This is a genomic window from Mycolicibacterium stellerae (assembly GCF_003719305.1).
GTDB classification, from domain to species: Bacteria; Actinomycetota; Actinomycetes; order Mycobacteriales; family Mycobacteriaceae; genus Mycobacterium; species Mycobacterium stellerae.
In genome coordinates this window covers 82384-104201 of record NZ_RARC01000010.1, presented here as the reverse complement: position 1 = coordinate 104201, position 21818 = coordinate 82384, and the positions used below count along the sequence as shown (strand labels likewise).

Annotated in this window: 16 protein-coding genes and 1 tRNA gene; 16 read left to right on the top strand and 1 reads right to left on the bottom strand. The window is 65.4% G+C overall.

What is annotated here, in order from left to right; translation table 11 throughout:
- Positions 1-71: 71 nt before the first annotated feature.
- The 8 genes from D6M19_RS14895 to D6M19_RS14860 all read left to right on the top strand — a co-directional run bounded on the left by D6M19_RS14895 (position 72) and on the right by D6M19_RS14860 (position 10189).
- A complete protein-coding gene (locus tag D6M19_RS14895; RefSeq protein WP_123026096.1) occupies positions 72-1061 on the top strand; it encodes a TIGR03885 family FMN-dependent LLM class oxidoreductase in 990 nt (329 codons plus the stop codon).
- Positions 1058-2737 carry an alpha-amylase family protein gene (locus tag D6M19_RS14890; protein ID WP_123025996.1) on the top strand — a complete coding sequence of 560 codons (1680 nt, stop codon included), beginning with the start codon at positions 1058-1060 and terminating at the stop codon, positions 2735-2737. Before D6M19_RS14895 ends, D6M19_RS14890 begins: the two co-directional genes overlap by 4 nt.
- A gap of 23 nt (positions 2738-2760) precedes the next feature.
- Positions 2761-2835, top strand: a tRNA-Thr gene (locus D6M19_RS14885).
- Positions 2836-2880: 45 nt separating this feature from the next.
- A complete protein-coding gene (locus tag D6M19_RS14880) occupies positions 2881-3285 on the top strand; it encodes an HNH endonuclease (RefSeq protein WP_123025995.1) in 405 nt (134 codons plus the stop codon).
- Positions 3286-4038: 753 nt separating this feature from the next.
- Positions 4039-4305 carry a hypothetical protein gene (locus D6M19_RS14875; protein ID WP_123025994.1) on the top strand — a complete coding sequence of 89 codons (267 nt, stop codon included), beginning with the start codon at positions 4039-4041 and terminating at the stop codon, positions 4303-4305.
- Positions 4306-4537: 232 nt separating this feature from the next.
- A complete protein-coding gene (locus D6M19_RS14870; RefSeq protein WP_234834868.1) occupies positions 4538-6646 on the top strand; it encodes a glycosyltransferase family 2 protein in 2109 nt (702 codons plus the stop codon).
- A 214-nt stretch (positions 6647-6860) separates the two neighbouring features.
- A complete protein-coding gene (locus tag D6M19_RS14865; protein WP_234834867.1) occupies positions 6861-9116 on the top strand; it encodes an acyltransferase family protein in 2256 nt (751 codons plus the stop codon).
- A gap of 257 nt (positions 9117-9373) precedes the next feature.
- Positions 9374-10189, top strand: coding sequence for a glycoside hydrolase family 26 protein (locus D6M19_RS14860; protein ID WP_164478493.1), 816 nt, complete (start codon positions 9374-9376; stop codon positions 10187-10189).
- Positions 10190-10205: 16 nt separating this feature from the next.
- On the opposite strand, the gene D6M19_RS14855 is transcribed toward D6M19_RS14860, so the two are convergent.
- Complete coding sequence (locus D6M19_RS14855; RefSeq protein ID WP_234834866.1) at positions 10206-11444, bottom strand: lipase family protein; 1239 nt, start codon at positions 11442-11444, stop codon at positions 10206-10208.
- A gap of 188 nt (positions 11445-11632) precedes the next feature.
- On the opposite strand from D6M19_RS14855, the gene D6M19_RS14850 reads away from it, so the two are divergent.
- The 8 genes from D6M19_RS14850 to D6M19_RS34800 all read left to right on the top strand — a co-directional run bounded on the left by D6M19_RS14850 (position 11633) and on the right by D6M19_RS34800 (position 21818).
- Positions 11633-12505 carry a TauD/TfdA family dioxygenase gene (locus D6M19_RS14850; RefSeq protein ID WP_123025992.1) on the top strand — a complete coding sequence of 291 codons (873 nt, stop codon included), beginning with the start codon at positions 11633-11635 and terminating at the stop codon, positions 12503-12505.
- Positions 12502-13515, top strand: coding sequence for an AurF N-oxygenase family protein (locus D6M19_RS14845; protein WP_123026092.1), 1014 nt, complete (start codon positions 12502-12504; stop codon positions 13513-13515). Before D6M19_RS14850 ends, D6M19_RS14845 begins: the two co-directional genes overlap by 4 nt.
- Positions 13512-14843: a KamA family radical SAM protein gene (locus D6M19_RS14840; protein WP_123025991.1), complete on the top strand. Its 1332-nt coding sequence runs from the start codon at positions 13512-13514 to the stop codon at positions 14841-14843. The genes D6M19_RS14845 and D6M19_RS14840 overlap by 4 nt, the downstream gene beginning before the upstream one ends.
- A complete protein-coding gene (locus D6M19_RS14835) occupies positions 14840-16330 on the top strand; it encodes a GNAT family N-acetyltransferase (RefSeq protein WP_123025990.1) in 1491 nt (496 codons plus the stop codon). The genes D6M19_RS14840 and D6M19_RS14835 overlap by 4 nt, the downstream gene beginning before the upstream one ends.
- Before the next feature lie 244 nt (positions 16331-16574).
- Positions 16575-17675, top strand: a complete 1101-nt coding sequence (locus tag D6M19_RS14830; RefSeq protein WP_123025989.1) for an Ldh family oxidoreductase — start codon at positions 16575-16577, stop codon at positions 17673-17675.
- A gap of 74 nt (positions 17676-17749) precedes the next feature.
- Positions 17750-18901: an ATP-grasp domain-containing protein gene (locus D6M19_RS14825; RefSeq protein ID WP_234834865.1), complete on the top strand. Its 1152-nt coding sequence runs from the start codon at positions 17750-17752 to the stop codon at positions 18899-18901.
- Entirely contained in the window at positions 18898-20136 is a 1239-nt protein-coding gene (locus D6M19_RS14820; RefSeq protein ID WP_123025987.1) for a GNAT family N-acetyltransferase, read from the top strand. The genes D6M19_RS14825 and D6M19_RS14820 overlap by 4 nt, the downstream gene beginning before the upstream one ends.
- Positions 20133-21818, top strand: coding sequence for a branched-chain amino acid transaminase (locus D6M19_RS34800; RefSeq protein ID WP_234834864.1), 1686 nt, complete (start codon positions 20133-20135; stop codon positions 21816-21818). The genes D6M19_RS14820 and D6M19_RS34800 overlap by 4 nt, the downstream gene beginning before the upstream one ends.

Sequence of the window (21818 nt, the reverse complement as noted above, 5' to 3'; positions counted from 1 at the left end):
CTCGTCCACTCGTGGCGGCAGCTTGCTTGACGGTGACGTAAGCCGGTCCAAGAACGGGTATGCCGTCGAGCATGACGGTCATCGGCTTCCATTGTTCGCACGAGCAGATCAGCCCGGCCCAGCTGTTGAAGGACGTTCAACACGCGGAGGACGCCGGCTTCACGGCCGGGATGTCCTCGGATCATTTCAGCCCATGGAGCGAACGCCAGGGCGAATCGGGCTTCGCCTGGTCCTTCCTCGGCGCCGCTCTCGCGACGACAAGCATTCCGTTCGGCGTTGTCAATGCGCCGGGGCAGCGCTATCACCCGGCGATCATCGCTCAGGCCATCGCGACGCTGGCGCAGATGTTCCCTGGCCGGTTCTGGGCGGCGCTCGGATCAGGCGAGGCGTCCAACGAGCGGGTGACCGGAGACGTCTGGCCGCGCAAGGAGATTCGCGATCAACGCCTAGTCGAATGCGTTGACGTCATCCGGCGGCTGCTTGCCGGTGAGGAGGTCAGTCACGAGGGCCTCGTGCACGTCAACCGGGCTCGGTTGTGGACGCTGCCCGACACCGTCCCAGACCTCGTCGGCCCGGCCGTCACCCCGCAGACGGCGGCGCGTCACGCCGCATGGGCGGACGCGCTTGTCACCGTGAACCAGTCCAAGGAGACGCTGCAGGAGGTCCTTGATTCGTATCGAGGGGCCGGTGGTCGCGGGCCGGCCCGACTGCAGATCCACCTCAGCTGGGCGCCCACCGATGACGAAGCGCTGGCGATCGCCCACGACCAGTGGCGAAGCAACGTCTTCGCCCCACCCGCGTGCTGGGACGTCGAGACGGTGGAGACGTTCGACGTCATCAGCGAGGACGTCTCACCTGAACAAGTCAGGAAATCGGTGAACGTGTCGAGCGACCTGGGCCGACACGCCGCCTCGCTACACGAGTACGTCGACCAGGGCTGGGACGAGCTGTATCTGCACTTCGTCGGTCAGGAGCAGGCGGCCTTCATCGACGCCTTCGGCGAGCACGTGCTCCCCCAGCTGTCGCCGGCGGCCCCGCAGCGACAAGCGACGATGGCATGAGGCCGGCCGACACCGGCGACCTGTGGTGGAAGAACGCGGTCTTCTATTGCGCGGACATCGAGACGTTTTACGACTGGAACGGCGATGGCACGGGCGACATCCGCGGAATGACAGAACGCATCGAATACCTCTACGACCTCGGCGTGACCTGCCTGTGGCTGATGCCGTTCTATCCGACCGCCCGCAAGGACGACGGCTACGACATCACCGATTTCCTCGGCGTCGACCCGAGCCTCGGAACCCTTGGCGACTTCGTCGAACTTGTCCGCACGGCTCGGGCAAGTGGCATACGGGTGATCATCGACTTCGTCATGAACCACACGTCGGACCGGCACCCGTGGTTCAAGTCCGCGCGGCGCAGCAAGGAGGACCCGTACCGGGACTATTACGTGTGGAGCGCGACCAAGCCGAAGTCGAGCGCGAAGGACGTCGTCTTCCCCGACCAGGAGAACAGCATCTGGGAGCGTGACGCCAAGACGAACGAGTGGTACCTGCACCACTTCTACAAACATCAACCCGATCTCAACATCGAGAATCCCAAAGTGCAGGAAGAGATTTCACGCACACTCGGGTTCTGGCTGGAGCTCGGGGTGTCCGGTTTCAGGGTCGACGCCGTCCCTTTCCTTTTCGCCAAGGATGCGGTGCCGGGAAGCCCGGACATGTTCGACCCGAAGCAGTACCTCGGCGACGTCCGCAATTTCGTCACCCGCCGCGTCGGCGACGCCGTGCTGCTCGGCGAGGTGAATGTGCCCTACAAGGACCAGCTGGCGTTCTTCGGCGGCCCTGACGGCGACGGGCTCAACATGCAATTCGACTTCATCGGGATGCAGAACATCTACCTGTCGTTGGCCCGCGGCGACGCCCGCCCGATCGCCAAAGCCCTCAAGCAGCGACCGCGCCTCGACATGACGAGCCAGTGGGCCAACTTCGTGCGCAACCACGACGAACTGACTCTGGACAAGCTCACCGACGATGAGCGCCAAGAGGTTTTCGACGCGTTCGGTCCCGACAAGGACATGCAGCTCTACGGTCGTGGGCTGCGCCGACGACTGCCGTCCATGGTCGGTGGCGACGAACACCGGATGAAGATGGCCTACTCGCTGGCATTCTCGCTGCCGGGATCCCCGGTCCTCTTCTACGGCGAAGAGATCGGGATGGCCGAAAATCTCGACATCCCGGGCAGGTTGGCGGTGCGCTCGCCGATGCAGTGGACAGCCGGCCCCAACGGGGGTTTCTCGAAGGCGTCGAAGCGACAGCTCTGCCGTCCCGTGCCCGACGGCCTGTACGGACCGCAGCGGGTCAACGCGGCCGACCAGCGACGCGACCACGACTCCTTCTGGTGGTTCATGCGCGACCTCATCTACACCTACCGGTCGCAGCCCGAGATCGGATGGTCGACCGCCGAGGTGCTGAAGCAGTCCAACCGCGCGGTGCTGGCGCACGTGTGCCGGGAGGAGTCCGGCTGGGCCATGGTCGCACTGCACAATTTCGGTTCCGACGGTTGCATAGTGCCGATCGAGCTGGCGGACGCACCGCCTGGGTCCAAGCTTGTCGATCTGCTCGACGGCCTCTCAGAGCACGAGCTGGACGCAAACGGCGGGATCGAGCTGGACCTCGAGCCCTACGGCTACCGCTGGCTCCGACTACTGCGACCGCAGGACGACCCGATCATCTGACCCGATAAACTCAGAGCCCGCAGGCCTCCTTAGCTCAGTGGTAGAGCGTTCGCCTTGTAAGCGGAATGTCATCGGTTCAATCCCGATAGGAGGCTCCACTCCGTCGGCGGGCACTTGTCGGTGGCCGATCGTAGCGTCGGCTCATGAGACAGTGCCGCGGCTGCGGAACCGTACTTTCCAAACGCAGCCAGAAGCTATACTGCAGCAATGCCTGTCAGGCATCGGCTCGACGCAAGTCGAGTACGGATCGGTGGCTCGAATCCGGCTCAGCGTGTATCGCCACTTACCGCGGCCACTACGTTCGGCAATACCTCCTCGACGCTCAATCCGGCTGCTGCGCGATCTGCGGCGGAACCAGCGTCTGGTTGGACCTGCCCCTCGCGCTTGTCTTGGACCACATCGACGGGGACCCGACGAACAACCGGCGGGAGAACCTGCGGCTGGTTTGTCCCAACTGTGACTCGCAGCTTGCTACGTACAAGAGTCGGAACCGTGGGAAGGGGCGCCATTTCCGTCGACAGCGATACGCGAACGGCCAGTCGTACTGACGACGGTTCCTGGATCACTGAATCCCGCCGACGTCAGCGGGACGATACCGCATGCCACCACCAGAGCTGCGACGTCGCCGAGTTCACAAGGTAATTACCCACGTCCCGGTGCCGATTGGATCTGCGGCGGAGTCTTCGTGGTGGGCAGGCAATACCGTTCTGCTCACCAGTCGGATAGGAAACCCTTCCCTTTCACGACCGGAATCTACCTTCCCAGTAATTACGGAACCACGACTTGATCACGACTATTACCTGATGGCTACGTACTGGGAAGAACCGCAACCCAATTGACGGGCCGACGACTCGGTAGGAGCGACATTACGCATGAAAGGAATTGAGCAATGACACACTGTCGGTATTGCAACCGATTCCGTTTAGTGCGCGTATCTGGCTCTGGCCCATGGCTTTTGGATTGCGGCCACATATATCTGCCTCTGCACGGCGAGGCACAGCGGCGGACTGCCTACACCGCAGACGGCGATGTTGGGCGGGCAGTACGGGTCGACCTCGTTGACCCGAGCTGGATGGAAAAGGAGTAGCCGAAATGAACGTGGATCTGATGCAACAGTGCCGGAGGCGCCGGCATCGGAGCGCCCGCGGGAGCGCATGGCGCCCCGGGCCCTACCTGGACCCCCACCGCGAGGGGCGTGATCATCATCGAACCGCGGATGGGGCCGACGGCATCCGGCTGGAATCTGAGCAGCCTGCTGGCGAAAGGACGACCCAGCGACACTGGAAAGAAGGAATGACCTCATGATGCCACTCACAGCGGGCGCACAAATCGATGAACTGCGCCATCTTTTGCGCGAGTCGGAGCAGCGCCGCCATGTCGCCGAACTCAAACTCGCCGACCGCGAACGCCAACTCGGCACCGCACGCAAGACGATTGCTACCCAAGATCACCGTATTGGCAAAATGACTGCCGAACTCGCAGGGCTGCGGGGCAGGGCGACAGCGACCGTGCTCAACGCGTACGCGCTCGACTTCCCGCACTTATTCAAGAGCAACATCGAGCGCTGACGCGGCCGCTGGTTGTGCTCTGGTCCCGGGTTTGACTGTGCCGGGGGGATATCACGCTGCGCTTCGGTGCGTAGCGCTGTTCGTCGTTGCCCGACGGCAATTCGAATCGTTGGCTTCGCAGCTCAGCGAATCCCAATTGCTTACCAGACGGATAGAAAATCCTTCCCCTTCCGAAGCGGACTCTGGCTTCCCGGCGATTACAGAAGCACTCCCCGATCACGAAAATTTGCTCATGACTACGTACTGGGAAGAGACGACGCGCCTTCACTCTGACCTGAGCCGAGACACAGGCGCCGTCGGCGCCATGCCGGTCGCGCAGAAACCCCGCACGTTCCATAGCCACATACCGGGGCGCGACGACCTGAACCGGTCCGACCCGCGCCGCCACGTGCACCGTCCGGACCCGCGCCATGACTCTCATCGACCCGACCCGCGTCGGCACGACCAGCGCCTCGACCACCGTCGCACCAGCGCGATGTGGACCGGCGGCACCAGGGTTGCGCTCGAGCCGCTCACGGAACGGATAGCGCTGCTCGAGCCTGTCACGGAGCGGATGGCGCACAACGAGCGGCTCACGGAACGGATAGTCCGCAGCGATCAGCTCGCCGAACAGTCCGCCGAAGAGCATGCAGAAGGTCTGGTCGCCCCGCCGGCTGACAGCGAGGTCTACTCCTACTTCGGAGCGCAGATGCGATGGGTGCAGGTCCTGTTGATGGCCGCCTACGTGCTCGCGGGGTGGAGCCTGCTGCATTTCGCACTCGCGTCGATCACCGTTCTGTGGCCCATGCTGATCGTGCTTGGGCTCAACGTGATTGGCACCATACTGTCGTCGCTGACCAGCTTCAACACCAGGCGGGTGTCAGCGAAGACACACCGAGCGCTTGTCGAGGGCTGGGTTCCGTCAGGCCCTGTGCCGAGCATCGATGTCTTTCTGCCCACGTACGGAGAGGACGTGGCGGTTCTGCGCAACACCTACACGCATGTCAAGGCGATGGAGTGGGCGGGCAGGGTCGAGGTTCACGTTCTCGACGACGGCGATCGCGGCGAGGTCCGGGACCTGGCCGCACAATTCGGGTTCGACTACGTCGTGCGTCCGAATCGCGGGCACCTGAAGAAAGCCGGCAACCTTCAGTACGCGTTCGCTCGCACGTCGGGAGATCACATCGTGATTCTGGACGCTGACTTCTGCCCGCGGCCCGATTTCCTGCGGCACTTGGTGCCGTACATGGATGACCCGGCCGTCGGCATCGTGCAAAGCCCGCAGTGCTTCGACAGCGGCGAGAACCTGAACTGGATTCAGCGCACGGCGGGCTCGACCCAGGAGTTGTTCTACCGCTGGATCCTGCCGTCGAGGGACCGATTCAACGCTGCGATCTGCGTCGGCACCTGCGCGCTGTACCGACGCAAGGCCCTCGAAGCCACCGGCGGATTCGCGCAGATCGAGCACAGCGAAGACATTCACACCGGGCTGCATTTGATGCAGGCCGGCTTCCAGACCCGCTACGTACCCATCGTGGTCTCCCGCGGCTTGTGCCCAGGGGACATGGCGGGCTTCCTCAACCAGCAGTACCGGTGGTGCAACGGGTCGCTGGTCAAGCTGCACAACGCGAAGCTTGACGGATCCCGGGTGAAAATGACCCTGCGGCAACGGCTCTGCTTCTGGTCGGGCTTGTTCTATTACATCACCACCGCGGTCAACGTCCTCGCGCTCTACCTTCCCGGCTTGATCATGGCCGCGTTTTTCCCGAGCCAAGTCCAGCCCGCACAGTTTGTGCCCTTCCTCGCCGGACTGTGGGTGTATCTGGTGGTGATCCCGGTGGTGTCCAAGAGCCGCTGGCGGTTTGAGGTCCTGCGCCTGCAGATGGCCTATAGCTACGCCCATTTGATCGCGATCGTGCACAAACTGCGGGGCCGCTCAGCGGGATGGGTTCCCACCGGCGCGATGGATCGCCCCAATCCCCTTGCCCGCAGCATCAGCCGCTTGGGCGCCGTTGCGATCATGCTGTCGCTCGTGCCGTTCTGGGGCGTGGTCATCTACGACATCCACGCCTATGGGGTGCGCCAGTACTGGCTGATGGCGATGTTCGTGGGTCTCTACACGTATCTGGCCCTGCCGTTGCTTTTCGAGTTCGTCAAGATCCTCTGGCCATCCCTCGGTAAGTTCCTCGGGTCCCGGACAGACGGCGCTGCTGCACCGTCCAACAAAGCCGAGCCCGCACCAAGGCGGCGCAATCCACATCGGATCTCCGCCTACGAGGCGGTCTGCTACACACTGGCGCTGGTGCTGGCCGCAGCCGTGGCGTCTGGGTGGTTCGACCTGATGATCCCCTGGAGCTCCTGAGGTCTACGACCATGGCGTCCGCCGAACCGGACCCGCTGTGACAGAACAGGTTCAGTCGAAACTCTCGACCAACGGTGCTTGACGTCACCATGGCGGTCGAGCACTCGCTGCGGGCGGACCGCTTACCAGCGAGATAGAAAACTCTTCCCTTCGAGCAGTGGAATCTGACTTGCCGGCGATTACGGCCCGTACTACGAAACGCGACCATTTCCTCATGACTACGTACTGGGAAGAACCGACCGTGAGGTATCGGGAAGAACCGACCGTGAGGTATGGCCCGAAGCTGACGAGCGCGACGGCCCAGACCGAGAGGATGGCGCTGGCGCGGATGTCCCGGACCGCCGCTACCCCAGTACCAGCGCACCGCCCCGTAGACCAGCCTCCAACCACTGTCGTCGTCCCGACACCGCCGTCCAAAACCCGGGCCAAGGCCGAGACGAAGAAACCGGAAAATCATTTCTTCAACGATGTCGAAGGCCTGCGAGGCATCGCCGTCGCGCTGGTCGTGCTGTTTCACGCGGGTGTGCCGCACATGGCAGGCGGGTTTGTGGGCGTCGACGTGTTCTTCGTGATCTCGGGCTTCCTGATCACCGGCCTGCTGCTGCGTGAGTACGAGCGCAACGGGCGGGTCTCGTTCAGGGGCTTTTACGCGCGTCGCGCGCGCCGCATCATTCCCCCTGCGGCCGTGGCGATCGTGGCGACGTCGATCGCCGTTTGGTTCCTGATGCCGATGCTCTCGGTCTTCCGCCAGGCACTCGACCTGCTGGCCGCGGCGATGAACATCGCCAACTGGCGCTTCATCGCCGCGGGCAAGGACTACCTCGCCGGGGCGTCAGACGACAGCGTTGCCACGCACTTCTGGTCGCTTTCCATCGAGGAACAGTTCTACTTCGTCTGGCCCCTTCTTCTGGTCGCGTTGGCGGTGCTGGCCAGGCGTATGCGGTGGTCCATGCGCATGGTCGTCGGCTGGGGAATCGCCGTGGTCACCGCCGCTTCCTTATTCGCGTCGCTGCACTTTACGGCCAGCGACCCCACCCTGTCTTATATGGCGACCCACACGCGCGCATGGCAATTCGGCGTCGGCGCACTCGTCGCGGTGGTGGGGCCGCTGCTGACGGGCCTGATGATGAAGTTGCGCGTGCAGATAGCGATGTGGGTGCTCGGTTGGGCTGGACTGTCGGCGGTGCTGGTGACGACGGCGGCCTACGACCACACCACGCCGTATCCGGGCGTGGCCGCGTTGGTACCGACGCTCGGTGCCGCCGCGATCATTGTGGCCGGGCAGGTGGCCGCAAGCAGCAGGCCCGCGGTCGGATGGTTTCTCTCGGCGCGCCCGTTGCGGTGGCTCGGAAAGGTCTCCTACGGCTGGTATTTGTGGCACTGGCCCGCTCTGGTGCTGTTCAAGAGCTACACCCAGAACAACAGTTGGCCGACGCTGGTGGGCGTGACCATGGGGGCATTGGTGCTGGCGTGGATCTCCACCTCGCTGCTGGAACGCCCGATCATGTCCTCGAAGGAATTGAAGCGCAACCTGCAGGCCTCGCTGTCGGTCGGTTTCACGGGCACCATTGCGGCCGCCGCGGTGACGATGACCCTCGGAGTCCTGGCGGTCAACATGGCCAGCGGGGCGGCTTCGTCCAATCCGTCGGTGAGCTTCGAATCCGTTTTCGGCGCCGACACCGGCGCGACGTCGGGTCCGGTCACACCCAACCCGTTCAAGGCCTTCGATGACCGGCCCGACCGCGACGAGTGCCTGGTTCCGCTTGGCGAGCGCGCACAACCGGACACCTGCGTGGATGGCCCATCAGACGGCGTGCCAGCGGTGCTGTTCGGCGACAGCCACGCACAGCAGTGGCTGCCGGTGGTTGCGGCCATCGCGAAGGAAAACAACTGGCGGCTCAACCAATTCACCAAGGCGGCATGCCCGGTCGCCGCCCTACAACCCAGGGACGGCCGCACAGACCCATTCACCAAATCGGACTGCCTCGGCTGGCGCGAGGACAGCGTCAACGCGATCATCGCGCTGAAACCCAAGTACATCGTGATCAGCTCGCTGTCCACGTACGTGCCCGACTACCAGGAGTTCAAGACCGCCTGGGATCAAACGCTGAGCCGACTGCGGACGACCGGCGCGAAGATCATCTACTTGCGGGATACGCCGTACCCGAACAAGAACATGCCCGAATGCATCTCCGGCGCCACCGACGACTGGTCCGCGTGCGACTTCGACCTGAACAACACCCCCCGGACCGAACCCATTGTCACCGACCAGGTTCGGGGCCAGAACCTCGACATCCCGGTGCTCGACCTCAACGCATACCTGTGCGAGGACAACAAGTGCCGCGCGGTGCGCAACGGCACGTTGCTCTACCGCGACGACTCCCACCTGACAGCAACCGCGGTCAAGGCGTTGCTGCCGGCTGTCCAAGCGCAGATTCGTGAGAAGGCAATCGACCTGAGCGGCCGCTGACGTCGGCGAGGCGACACCTCGGCCGTCCCGTAGGGTGTCTTTGCCGGACACATCACGGCCAGGAGGTGTCGTTGCCCAGCGGACAGGCGGCGAGGGTGTCGCGTCGCAGCCTGCTCGCAACAATCCCCCTGGCGGCATTCAGCATGATGGCCGCAGGCGGATGCCAAAGGACCGAACCAAGCCAACCGAGCCAACCGAGCCAACCTCGCCCATCACGCCAATTCGGGCTGGCGGCAACCGGTCTCGACGATGCAACGGTGCAGCGGTCACAGGCAGCCGCGCAGCAATTGGGCAAGCGACTTGACGTGTTGACCGTCTACGAGGCTTTCGTCTGGGAGAATTCGCTGCCCACCATGTTTCTGGAGGCCGCTGCGGCAACCGGCTGTACCCCGGAGTTGACGTGGGAACCGTGGGATCCCCGCGCGGGCAAGCACCAGGCGGCTTACACCGCCGGACAGATCGCGGGTGGTCGATACGACACCTATGTGCGCGCCTGGGCCGAGCAGGCGGCCTCCTACGACAAGCCGTTCCGGCTTCGGTTCGCACACGAAATGAACGGCGACTGGTACCCATGGGCGGTGGGATCACCTGGCGGTTCGGCGCAGGATTACGTCGCGGCCTACCGCAGAGTACGCGGCATTTTCGACGACGCGGGTGCCAAGCGCGTTGAGTGGGTGTGGTGCCCGAACGTCATCGTCAACGGCGATGCCGAGGCGATCTCACGGTGCTACCCCGGCGACAATTTCGTCGACATCGTCGGCGTCGACGGCTACAACTTCGGCGACCGGCCAGGCCATCAATGGACCCAGCCGGCTGAGCTTTTCGGCACCACGTTGCCCCTTGTCACCCAACTCGCGCCGGGAAAACCGGTGTGGATCAACGAGGTCGGCTGCGGCGACCAAGGCGGCGACAAGTCCCGCTGGATCTCCGATTTCATCAGCTGGCTTGCCAGCACCGACGTCCGCGGCCTGATCTGGTTCGAGGTCGACGGCAACCCGGATGCGCCCGACTGGCGGCTCACGACTTCGGCCGCAACCACGGCTGCGGCCACGGCCGCACTGGCGTCCTGGTAGCGCGGCTGTTCGGCGGTCAGCAGTTGCCGACGGCGGGGACGCCGGCGAAGCGATCGGCGATCCATTGGCCCAACAGCGCGCCGGGATCCAGCCTGTGCCCTTGCCCTTCCATGCGGATCCGCAAAATGCTGTCGCCGTGGGCACAGGCCCGGCCCATGGCGACCTCGGTCCATTCCGGGGGAACGGTCTGGTCGGATCCGCCGTAGATCGCCAGCAGTGGGATTTTGGTCGGCTGTTGTGGCAGCGCATAGGAGGTGAGCCGCTCTCGCAGCCGGTCGGCCGCCTCCGCCGATGACGGCTTGGCGTCGGAGCCAGTGAACTTACTCGCCAAGGCCTCCTTGCCCGCCGAAGCCGGCGGCAGGCAGGCAAGCAACGTCTTTTCGTCGTCGCGTAGAACGCCGTGCAGGTAATCGTTCGGATCGATGGACTTGTCGACCGCGGCGAGACCCTCGATCACATTCGGGTACAAATACGTCTGGTCGGCGGTCAATGTCGAGGATTCGGCCCGCTGCACCAGTCCAGACATGTCGAGCGTGGGGACCAACGCCGCGGCGCCGAGCAGATCGGTGCCCTGCCCGTAGGCCGCAAAATATTCGGCGGCCGCCCAGGCGGTCTCGCCGCCCTGCGACGATCCCAAGGCCACCCAGCGCGACGACAGCTGCGGCACCACCGTGCGGGCGGCTCGCACCGCGTCGATGAGGTTGAACGCGGCCGACTTTGGCTCCAGGTAGGCATGTGATGTCGCCGCGTCCTGGCTTGACCCGGCGGGCTTGCCCAGTCCCGCGTAGTCGGTGTATGCCACCGCGTAGCCGAGCTTGAGCTGTATCGCCACCGAAGTGATGTCGCCGAGCAGGCGGGAATCCGCGGTTGGCCCACAGTCGGGGGTCACCCCAACGGTTCCATGGGCGTAGCCGATGACAGGCCATCCTCCGGGCGGTGGGTCGCCCGGCGGCGTGAATACCGCGCCGGACACCACGGCGGGCGAACCAGTGATGCCGGATATCGATCGGTACACCATCGTGTGTGCCGTTGAGCCGGCAGGCAGCTCGCTGAAATCGAACGGCGTCTGGTCCGATGAGCTCGTCACGGTGCCACGGGCGGCCAAGTCACCGGTGGCGATGGTCGGCATCTGTCGGGAGTAGTTCAGTTCCTCCGGCCCTGTGTTGGAGGGGGTGGCGGGTTGCGACGCGCCGCACGCGGCGAGCAGCATGCACGCAAGTGCGCCGCTCAGCCGCCGCATGAACCTCGAGACCATGTATGTGCCCCCTTATTCCTTGAGCACGAGGATGGCATAGGCGAAGGTCATTAGAGGGTTTTCCAAGCGCTTGCATTCTGCCCACGCCGGGTTGCTTACCCGGCGGATAGGAAACCCTTCTCTTTCAGAAGTGGAATCTGGCTTCGCAACGATTACCGAACCGCCATTTGATCACGACCATTGCTCTCATGACTACGTACTGGGAAGAACCACAATCCATCTGGTACGCATCGGGGCTCGCCGAGGTGCTGGCTGGCCCGGCAGCGCAGGAGGCGGCCGGGGATTCGATCGTTCAATTCAATCGCAGTGGCCGGGCCCACCCGGCCGGCTCCGTGCCGGCTTCACCCAACGCACTAAGCCATGCGAACCAACGGCGATTGGACCGATGGGGCTACGTCGTCGTCCCAGACGTCGGCAACCTGGCGGCCGCAGAGGAACTCGTCCGCTCCGTGGGTGACCTGATCCCGCAATACAACGGCCACCTCGTTCACGAGGTGACCTACCGGCCGGGAAATGACCACAAGGCGTATTCGCAAAGCGCGAACACGATCTTGGCCCATACCGAGGCGCCTGGATGGCATCCCAGCCCCGCCTACCTAGCGCTGTTCTGTCACCGCCAGGCTCGCTGCGGCGGAGGCCACACCGATCTGCTGGACGTGCGGAAATTGGTCGGGGCGCTCGACGCCGACGAGATCGGCCTGATGACCGATGCCGAGTTGGATTTCCCGGGACCGAACGGAGGCGTCCGTAGCACGATGCTGAGCACCGACGCCGCCGGCGATACGGTCGCCCGCTTCAGCTACAACCTGCTGACCACCTCCGACTACGACCCCGCCCTCGACGCCGATGTCGAACACTCTGGGTTGCCGCTCGGCGAGCCCGGCCGCCGGCTGGCACGCCGTGTCAGCGACCTCTTTCGAGACCTGCGCACCAGCGTCCTGATCCCCGACGGCGCGCTACTGATCTGGGACAACCAGCGGATGCTGCACGCGCGGTCGGAATACGCCGATCGCTCTCGTCACCTGACCCGGTTCTTTTGCAGCGACTGGAGGCGGGCATGACCAACAACGACATTTCACTGCGGACGGACGCCGACGGTCTGGTGCACCTACCGGGACTGCCGTCCTTCGACCCGACCGACATTGCCGAGAACGCGGTCATCAGCCGCCTTGCCGGCAACTGGCGACGGCGCGCCACGGTCAAGCGCGACGAGCCCGACCTTGACGCGCTCTTCGATGCCGACCGAGCCGACTATCCCGAGCGGATCATTCCGTTCCGTGACCACCCCACCTGGCAGGCGTTGCCGGACGAGCTGCGCTCCCGTCTGCTCAGCTGGGCCTGGATCGCCTACAACCGGCATACGGTGCTCGCCGAGCAGCGCGTCGCCAACCCGGCGTTCGCGCTCGTGATGGAGGGCGAATTTCCCGGCCTCGGTGAACATGACATGGAGATCGCACTTGCTCAGGCGATGGTCGACGAGCAGTACCACAGCCTGATGCACATCAGTGCGAGCGCGTTGACGAGGCGGAAGCGCAAGCATGCCTTCCCCGACAGAGTCTTACCCGATTCACACACGGCCAGAACGCATCAGCTACTGCGCGCGCAATGGACCGAACGCTGGCAGCGCAGCCTGACCACGTTGGCCTTCGCGACGGTCTCTGAGATCTCGATCAACGCGTATCTCGACCTGCTTGCCGATGATCCCGACATCCAGGTCGTGAATTCCACGACCGCCAGGCTGCACAACCGGGACGAGTATTGCCACGCGTCGATCTCCGACGAGATGGCGAAGCTCGTCTACGACGTGCTTGACGCCGACAAGCGCCGCTTCTTCCTTGACATGCTCGTCGCGGGCCTCGATGCGTTCGTCGCGACCGACTACGCGTCGTGGACTGCCATCCTTGCGGCCGAACAAGTCCCCGGCGCCGACCGGATGATCGCTGACGTCCAGGCCGACAAGTCCAGCTCGCGTCTGGTCCGCGACTACACCGGCCTGCATTCACTGATGTCCGAAATGGACGTCCTCGGTGAGGTCGACTTCGACTGGGGACTTGCGGAGGTGAAGAAATGACCTTGCCTGCCAACGGCGACCGTGCGGCCCTTGCTCCGAAGTCGGTGAGTGGCGACCGGCTCTGCCGTCTCGTCGGCGAGCGCACCGGCGACACCGATCTCGCCCACGATGCGCGCGTGGTGTCTCAGGTGCTGCCCTTCAAGGTCAGCAGCTATGTGGTCGACGAGCTGATCGACTGGGACCTGGCGCCCAACGACCCGATCTACCGGCTGACCTTCCCACACCGCGACATGCTCGATATCGAGCACTTCGAATTGGTCGAGGAGGCCGTGCTGGCCGGCGACAAGGAGGGCATCCGGCAGGCCGTCACCAAGGTGCAATACGCGCTGAATCCCCACCCCAGTAACCAGCTGAGCATGAACGTTCCTCAGGACGAGGAGCTCGACGCCTGGGGCTTGCAGCATAAATATCCGGAGACGCTTCTTGTGTTCCCGCGTCAGGGGCAGACCTGCCACAGCTACTGCGGCTACTGCTTCCGCTGGGCGCAATTCGTGGAGCGGCCGGAGCTGAAGCAGGCGGTGCCCGCGCCGGAGACGATGACCAACTACATCAGCCGTCACCCGGAGATCACCGACGTCCTCCTGACCGGCGGCGACCCCCTGGTCATGCGCACCGATCTGCTGGCCAGTTACCTTGAGCCGCTGCTCGAGCCAGGCCGGGAGCACGTCGAGACGATCCGGATCGGAACGAAGGCCCTCTCGTTCTGGCCGTACCGGCTGCTGGCCGGACCGGAGGCGGACAGCCTGCTTCGGTTGCTCGAGCGGCTAACCGCAGCAGGCAAGCACGTCGCGATGATGCTGCACCTGTCGCACCCGACGGAGTTGAAGACCGACGCGGTCAAGGCGGCGCTGTCGCGGCTCGCGTCGACCGGTGCCGTGTTACGGGCTCAGGCCCCGGTGGTGCGGCATGTCAACGACGACCCGCACACGTGGGCGGAGCTATGGCAGGCCGAAGTCCGCAATGGCGTCGTGCCCTACTACATGTTCGTCGAACGCGACACCGGTGCGCGGCGGTACTACGGCATGCCGCTCGCCACAGCGACGGAAATCTATCGCGGTGCCCTGCAACGGGTTTCCGGTCTCGGGCGGACCGCCAGGGGTCCGGTGATGTCCGCGACGCCCGGCAAGGTTGCCATCGACGGCGTGGTCGAACTGGACCGTGGGCCCGCATTCGCGTTGCGCATGCTGCAGGCGCGCCGACCCGAAATGGTCGGCAGGCCGTTCTTCGCCGCCTATGACCCGCACGCCCAGTGGTGGGACGAGCTTCGCCCATATGGCACCCGTGACCGCGAATTCTTCGGCGCGGACGTCGAAGTGGATGCCCGGTGAAGGTCATCGCGCATGAGATCAGCTTGACTCAGCGTCATCTCTGGCGGTCAACCAGAGAGGCAATCCCGGTCCAGCACGCGCTGATCGTCGAACTGGACCAAGACGGCGTGAGCGGGTTCGGCGAAGCGTCTGCGTTCATGACCGACCACTACAACTCCGACCTGGAACAGCTGCACAGCGATCTTCGTCGGGTAGCTCCACTGTTGGCAAAACTACGCCCGGACAACCCGTTTGACGTGTGGGAGGTGCTCGCGGCCCAACTGCCCGGCTCGCCGTTCGCGCTCGCCGCCATCGATGCTGCCGTGCATGATCTGCGAGCACGACTGCTCGGCGTGCCGATGTGGCGGGCCCTCGGACTCGACGCGCCGGAGGGCCTTCGATCGAGCTTCAGCATCGGCCTCGACGAGCCGTCGGTGATGGTGGGCAAGCTGTGTGAGCGACTGGGGTGGTCGGCGTACAAGGTCAAGCTCGCCGATCCCGGCGACCTCACTGTGCTGCGGCAGCTCCGTCGTCATACCGACGCGCCGTTCTACGTTGACGGCAACTGCGGCTGGGAACTGTCCAAGGTGCTTGCAGCGCTGGCCGAGATGCAGGCGCTCGGGGTGTCGCTGATCGAGCAGCCCTTTCCGCGATCAGCCTGGGAGCACGCCCGAATCCTGAAGCACCGCAGTCTCATCCCGGTAATCGCCGACGAGAGCATCACCTCGGCGGCCGACCTGAACGCCTGCACCGAGGCGTTCAACGGCATCAACGTCAAACCCATGAAGGCCGGAGGAATCACGCCTTCCCTTGCACTGCTGCGCGCGGCTCGTCAGCGCGGTCTGATCACGATGCTCGGCTGCATGCCCGAGTCCGCAGCGGGTGTCTCCGCCACCGCTCACCTCGGTGCCCTAGCCGACCACCTGGACGTCGATGTTGTTGACCTGCTGGCGGTGAACACCGGAGATGGGTTGACGCTCGACAGCCGGGGCGGGATCACCGTGCCCGACCGGCCGGGCTCAGGTTACGTCCCGGACCCAGCCGCGCTGGGCTGGCGGGTGCGACCAGTAGACGCCGCCGACGTGTGGCCCATTCGCCACCAGGTGTTGCGCCCAGATCAGCCCGCCGAGCTGTGCTCGTACCCAGAGGATGTTCGACCCGGCTCCCGGCATTTTGCCGCGCTGCACAAGGGTCGTCGGGTCGGCGCGGCCTCGGTGTACCACGAGGATCCGCCTGCCGAATTCGCCGTCCCAGGCCTGAAACAGGGCCGCGGCTGGCGGCTCCGTGGCATGGCCACCGTCGACGAGGTACGTGGCACCGGTGCTGGCAGTGCCCTGCTGCGCACTGCGCTCACCCACGCCGTTGTCGCCGGCGCCCAAGGGGTCTGGTGCAACGCGCGCACCTCCGCTGCGGGCTTCTACCACAGACACGGGTTCCACACCGTTGGTGGGCAATTCGAGATGCCCGGCATTGGACCGCATTGCTTCATGTACCGGAGTGCACGCTGACCATGGGCCCGCGCTGCGCGTAGGCGATCGCTTCCTCGATCGGGCGTCATCTTCAGATTCGTGACCTGTAGTTCCCCCGTCGCGCCAACGGCAACCGCTGCAACTCCGGGGCACGGGCAACCGTCATGTGCCGGCCCAATCGGATTGGGCTTACCACGCGGATAGGAAACCCTTTCCCTTTCAGTAGTGGAATCTGGCTTCCCGACGATTACGGATCCACCCATTTATCGCGACTATTCCTTTCATGACTTCGTACTTTCCACTGCAGCAAGAGGTTCCGGTCGTCGGAGAACACGAGGCTCGATCGCTGTCCCGGGTCGCGCTCACCAAGGCTGGATTGCCCGCGGCTGACGCCAAGTTGGTGGCCGACGCGCTCGTGGACACCTCGTTGCGCGGTATCGACACCCATGGCTTGCGGTTGCTGCCGCAGTATCTGGACGAGCTCGCGACCGGCGTCGCCAATGCGAAAGCCCGTATCCGCGTGATCCAAGACCGCGGCGCGGGACTGCTGATAGACGCCGACGGCGCGCTCGGCGTTCTCGCGGGGTTGGCTGCCGCCCGGACCGCCGCGGAACGCGCCCGGCAGTTCGGGGTCGCAGCCGTGGGTGTCCGCAACTCCAACCACTTCGGTGCGGCCTCGGTCTACACCCGGCGGCTCGCCCGCGACGGTCTGGTCGGCTTAGCGGTCACTTCGGCAGCATCGCGGGTAGCCCCGTACGGCGGCGTCGAGCCATTGTTCGGCACCAACCCGATCAGCGTGGCTGCGGGCGGCGAGGGCGACGAGTTCGCCCTCGACATGGCCACCAGCCAGGTCTGCTTCGGTGAGATCAAGCACCGCCGGGCCCAGCGGCAACCGCTGGACAGCGGCTGGGTGACCGACGCCGACGGGCGACCGACGGCGGAACCCGACGAGGCGTACGCGCTGTCGCCACTCGGTGGATACAAGGGACAGGGCCTGGCCATGGCGGTCACCCTGCTCGCAGGCGTACTGACCGGGGCGCCGCTGGACTGGCAGCTTTCTCAGGTCGGTGAGGGCACGCCCGGGCAGGGACGCGGGGTTGGTCATCTTCTGCTCGCCCTGGATCCGCACGCCTTCACCGGCCAGCAGAATTTCAGCGCCGGGCTGGCTGATTTGTTGGGCACCGTGCGCGCGGCCACGCCGGCGAATCGCAGTCAACCGGTACTGGCTCCCGGCGACCCGCAACGCGCACACGAACACGAGCGGTGGCAGCGGGGTATCCCGCTGGACGCCAAGACAGCTGACGTCCTCACCGCACTGGCCGCAAGTCTCCGCGTGGCTGGTCCAACGGCTGCGGTCGTCCCGGATGAGGAGATCGCGTCGTGATTCTCGTGCTAATCAGTCCCCGGAACGCCGGTTTGCCCTTCGCGCAATGGCTTTCGGAGGAGAGCGGTCGGCTGGTGGCGGTCACTGCGGCTGGTGTCGGGGTCGGCGACGGGTTCGCCGAGGTCGTCACTGTCGCCGACTACACCGACGACGACGCGGTGCTCGACGCCGCAAGGGCGGCCGCCAAGCGGCACCGGCCCCGGGCGATCCTGGCTCTTGCCGAAATCGACGTCGCCCGAGCCGCTGTGCTCCGTGGCGAGCTCAACCTGCCCGGACTTGGCACCGTCGCCGCGACCGTTTACCGCGACAAGGTGCCGATGAAGCTGTTCGCACGGGCGGCCGGGATTCGGGTGCCCGACTTCGCGCCGGCGACGAACGCCGACGAGATCGCGGACTTCATGGCCTCCCATCCCGGGCGGGTCGTGGTCAAGCCACGCGGTGGTTCCGGTTCCACCGGCGTATATGTTCTCGATGCCCCGGAACAGGCTGCCGACCTCGCCGGCGTCGTATCGACCGAGCCGTACGAAGTCGAGGAGTTCGTCGAAGGTGTTCTTCATCATGTCGACGCGTTCCGAGTCGACGGGGTCCCGGTTGCGGCGGTCGCGTCGCGGTACACCGGCCAGGGATGCCTCGAACATTGGACCGACGCCCCCTTCGGCTCCCGCACCCTTGATACCGCTGACCCGCTGACCGATCGCCTAGTGCAGGAGACCTGGCGACTCGTGGACGCGCTGCCCTCGCCGCCCACCGTCTGCGTGCACGCCGAGTTTTTCGTCACCGCCAACGGCGAGATCGTGCTGTGCGAGGTCGCCGCCCGCATCGCCGGTGGCCCGATACCGAAGATGCTCCGTCAGGTTCTGGGAATCGACCCGCGAGAGCTGTGGTCGCGGGTGGAGTGCGGGTTGCCGACCGACCTCGACACGGTGCGCCGGCGAGTACGGACCGCCCCCCATGCGGCCTTCTACGGGGTTCCCCCCAGACGAGGCCGGGTATTGCGCCTTCCCGAAAAGCCGCCCGGGGTAACCGATTTCACCCTGCACACGCATGTCGGCGACGAATGGGGCGACGAGCGCTATGAGCGTCGCAAGTCCGCGGACTTCCTGGCCAGCTGGGTGATCACCGACACCGACGGTGTCGCGCTGGGTGAGAAGCTGCATCTGTCCGCCGCGTTGGTGAGCACCGGCTTCGGCTGGGAGCTCGTTGAGCATGGCGGTGGCGTGCGATGACCTACTCCAGTCATCTGTTGCCGCCCAACGCACGTCCATCATCGCAAGACTTCGGCGGCCTGGCCGATCCGGACATCATCTGGGAGGACGAGCGTTGGTGCAGGTTCACCGAACGGACGAACCTGCACGAGGTGCGTTACCTCGAAGTGCGCGAAGACGACAAGGCCGTTGCGCTCGCACCGCTGCTGATAACTGCGAAGCCTGGCGGCCTGCTCTTCTACGATCCGCCCAGACTGGCCGGAACCGCGGGCGCATTGGCGGAGCCCGAGCTGCTCGACCCATCCGACCAACAGCGCTGGGCCGAGCTGACGGCGACCCTGCCAGATCCGGACCAGTATCCGTCGCTGGCGCTCGCCACTTTCGGTAACCACCACGGCGTGGCGCACGCTCATGATCGAACCGGCGACCAGCGCCGCGCGCTCATGGCCGCGCTCCCTGAACTGCTGCTGCAGGCCGCCGCTGAGCTGAGTTGCCGCAGCGTCGCAATGCTGTATGTCGGCGAACCGGAGGCCGCGGACATCGACCAGTCCGCAGCTCGCGTCGGATACGCGGCCACTCTGCTTGGCGCCGAGGGCGTGCTCGAATTACCCGACACGACTTGGGAGGGCTACCTGGCCGGCCTCAGCAAGCGTCGCCGGTACCAAGTGAAAAAGGAGCTGCGAAGTTATGCGGCGGCGGGGTGGAGCACCGTGGTTCGTACCGGTCCCGATGCGATCAACGACGACTTGGTAGAGCTGCAGGTCGCCCACCGGGCCAAGTATGGGCTGCCGGGCGGCGAGGACCGCGTTCGCAGCGACTTGAACGCCGTACGCGACGAATTGGGCGAGAGCTGCGTCGTGTTGAGCGCCGAGCGGGACGGCCGCATCGATAGCTTCGTCCTGTACCTGCGCACCCGCGACGCGCTGTTTGCCCGGACGGGCGGCACTGCTCCAGACGCGAGGGGCTGCTACTTCGCGGTCGATTATCACGAGACGGCTCGATGGGCGGTGGAACACCGAATACGACGAATCCACTACGGACTCGCCGCCTACGAGGCCAAGGTCACGCGAGGCTGCGAGCTGCGGCCTCGTTGGGGCTGGTTCGCGTTCCACGGCGCGCAGGCCGACACCTATCGCGAGGTGCTCGCGCTTCAGTCGCAAAGCATCGAGCGCCAGCTGGGCCTCGTGGGAGCCACCGCCACGCCCGTGCCGTCCCGAATCCCCTCAGTTACCAACACAATTGGAGCGCAGCAGTGAAACTGACACCAACCGACACCGTCTGGATGGACGGAGAGTTCGTCCCGTGGGATCAAGCACAGGTCCACGTGCTGACTCCCAGCCTGCACTACGGGTGGGGTGTCTACGAAGGCATCCGGGCTTATCCGACCGCAGATGGTCCGGCCGTCTTCCGACTGCGAGACCATCTGAAGCGGCTGCACGACTCGGCGAGGGTCTACCTCATGGATCCCGGCTGGACGGTCGACGAGCTCACCGAGGCTTCGCTCGAACTGATGCACCGCACCGGTCTGGAGTCGGGCTATCTGCGTCCCATCGTCTATCTCGGCTATGGCGCGATGGGCGTCGCCCCCGCGCTGGACAGTGCGCGGGTGGCCATCGCGGCCTGGCCCTGGGGGTCATATCTCGGCGAGAAGGCGGACCAGGAGGGGTGCCGACTCGTCGTAAGTAGCTGGCAACGCAACGGGATTCACTCGGTCCCCCCGCTCGCCAAGGCGACCGGCGCATACGTCAACTCGGCGCTCGCCAAGCTCGCTGCTACCCGCGCCGGCTACGACGACGCCCTGATGCTCACCCCGACCGGGCACGTGTCCGAAGCCTCCGCCGCCAACATCTTCGCGGTCCGCGATGGGAAGTTGATCACACCGCCGATCAGCGACAACATCCTGGCGGGTGTCACCAGGGACACCGTCATCACGCTGGCCCGAGACCTGGGCTACGCGGTCCACGAGCAGAGCCTGACCCGCAGCGAGCTGTACGTCGCCGACGAGGCGTTCCTCACCGGAACCGCGGCCGAGATCATCCCGGTTGCCTCAGTTGACGACCGTCCAACGGCAGCGGCCGGCTGCGGACCGATCACCGCACACCTGCGCGATGCATTCAACGATGTAGTCCGCGGGCGCAACCCCGCCTACCGACATTGGCTCGAATACGTTGGGCATTCAGGCATCAACTCAGCCACTCCCCTGTCGCCCGCCCCGGCCGCGGCGGCGCCGGCCGCCGACGGCATGGCGATCCTGGAGGACGTTGTCGCACAGCTGGCCGATGCCGCCGTAGCGTTGTTCGACGACAACCGTCCCGCTGCCGTCGCCCGGCGCGAGGAGGCCGCCGACCGGGCTGTGGACCTGATCGCTGCGCGGGCCTGGCAGGCCCTCCCGGGCCCTTCGCACGGCCCCGCCTTGAGGGCGGCCGCACGGTCTGCCGCCTACGTGGTCGCCGCGGACGCCGTCCTGGCGGGCGGGCAGGACGGCACCGGGCTGGACACGTTCGCCCTTACCGAGGACGCGCTCGTAATGCTCACCCTTCCTGAGCATTTCGACGCCGTTGTCGATCGAGCCAAGGAGCTGCTCGGCGCGACGCCAGAAGGGCGGCTCTCAGCCGCCTGGCGGATCGTGAACGACGGGCTGCAGACGCTGGACACCACGCGTCACGAGTGGGTCGGAGCCGACCCCGCGACCGTGGCCGCCGCGGGATGGGTGCTGGTCGACCGGATAGGCCGGCTGCTCATTGCGGCCGCGCTGGTGGCGCAGGCCGCAAAGGGCGGACCGGCAGCCACCACGGAGCTGTTGGTCAATGCCGCACGTCGCTACGCGTGGAACCACCTTCGCCGCCCCGCACCCGAGGCAGCAACCGCTATCCACGTGCGACGGTCCGCCGACTTGATACGAGCGATAGGGCATGCGCCCCAGGAGGTTCCACAGTGA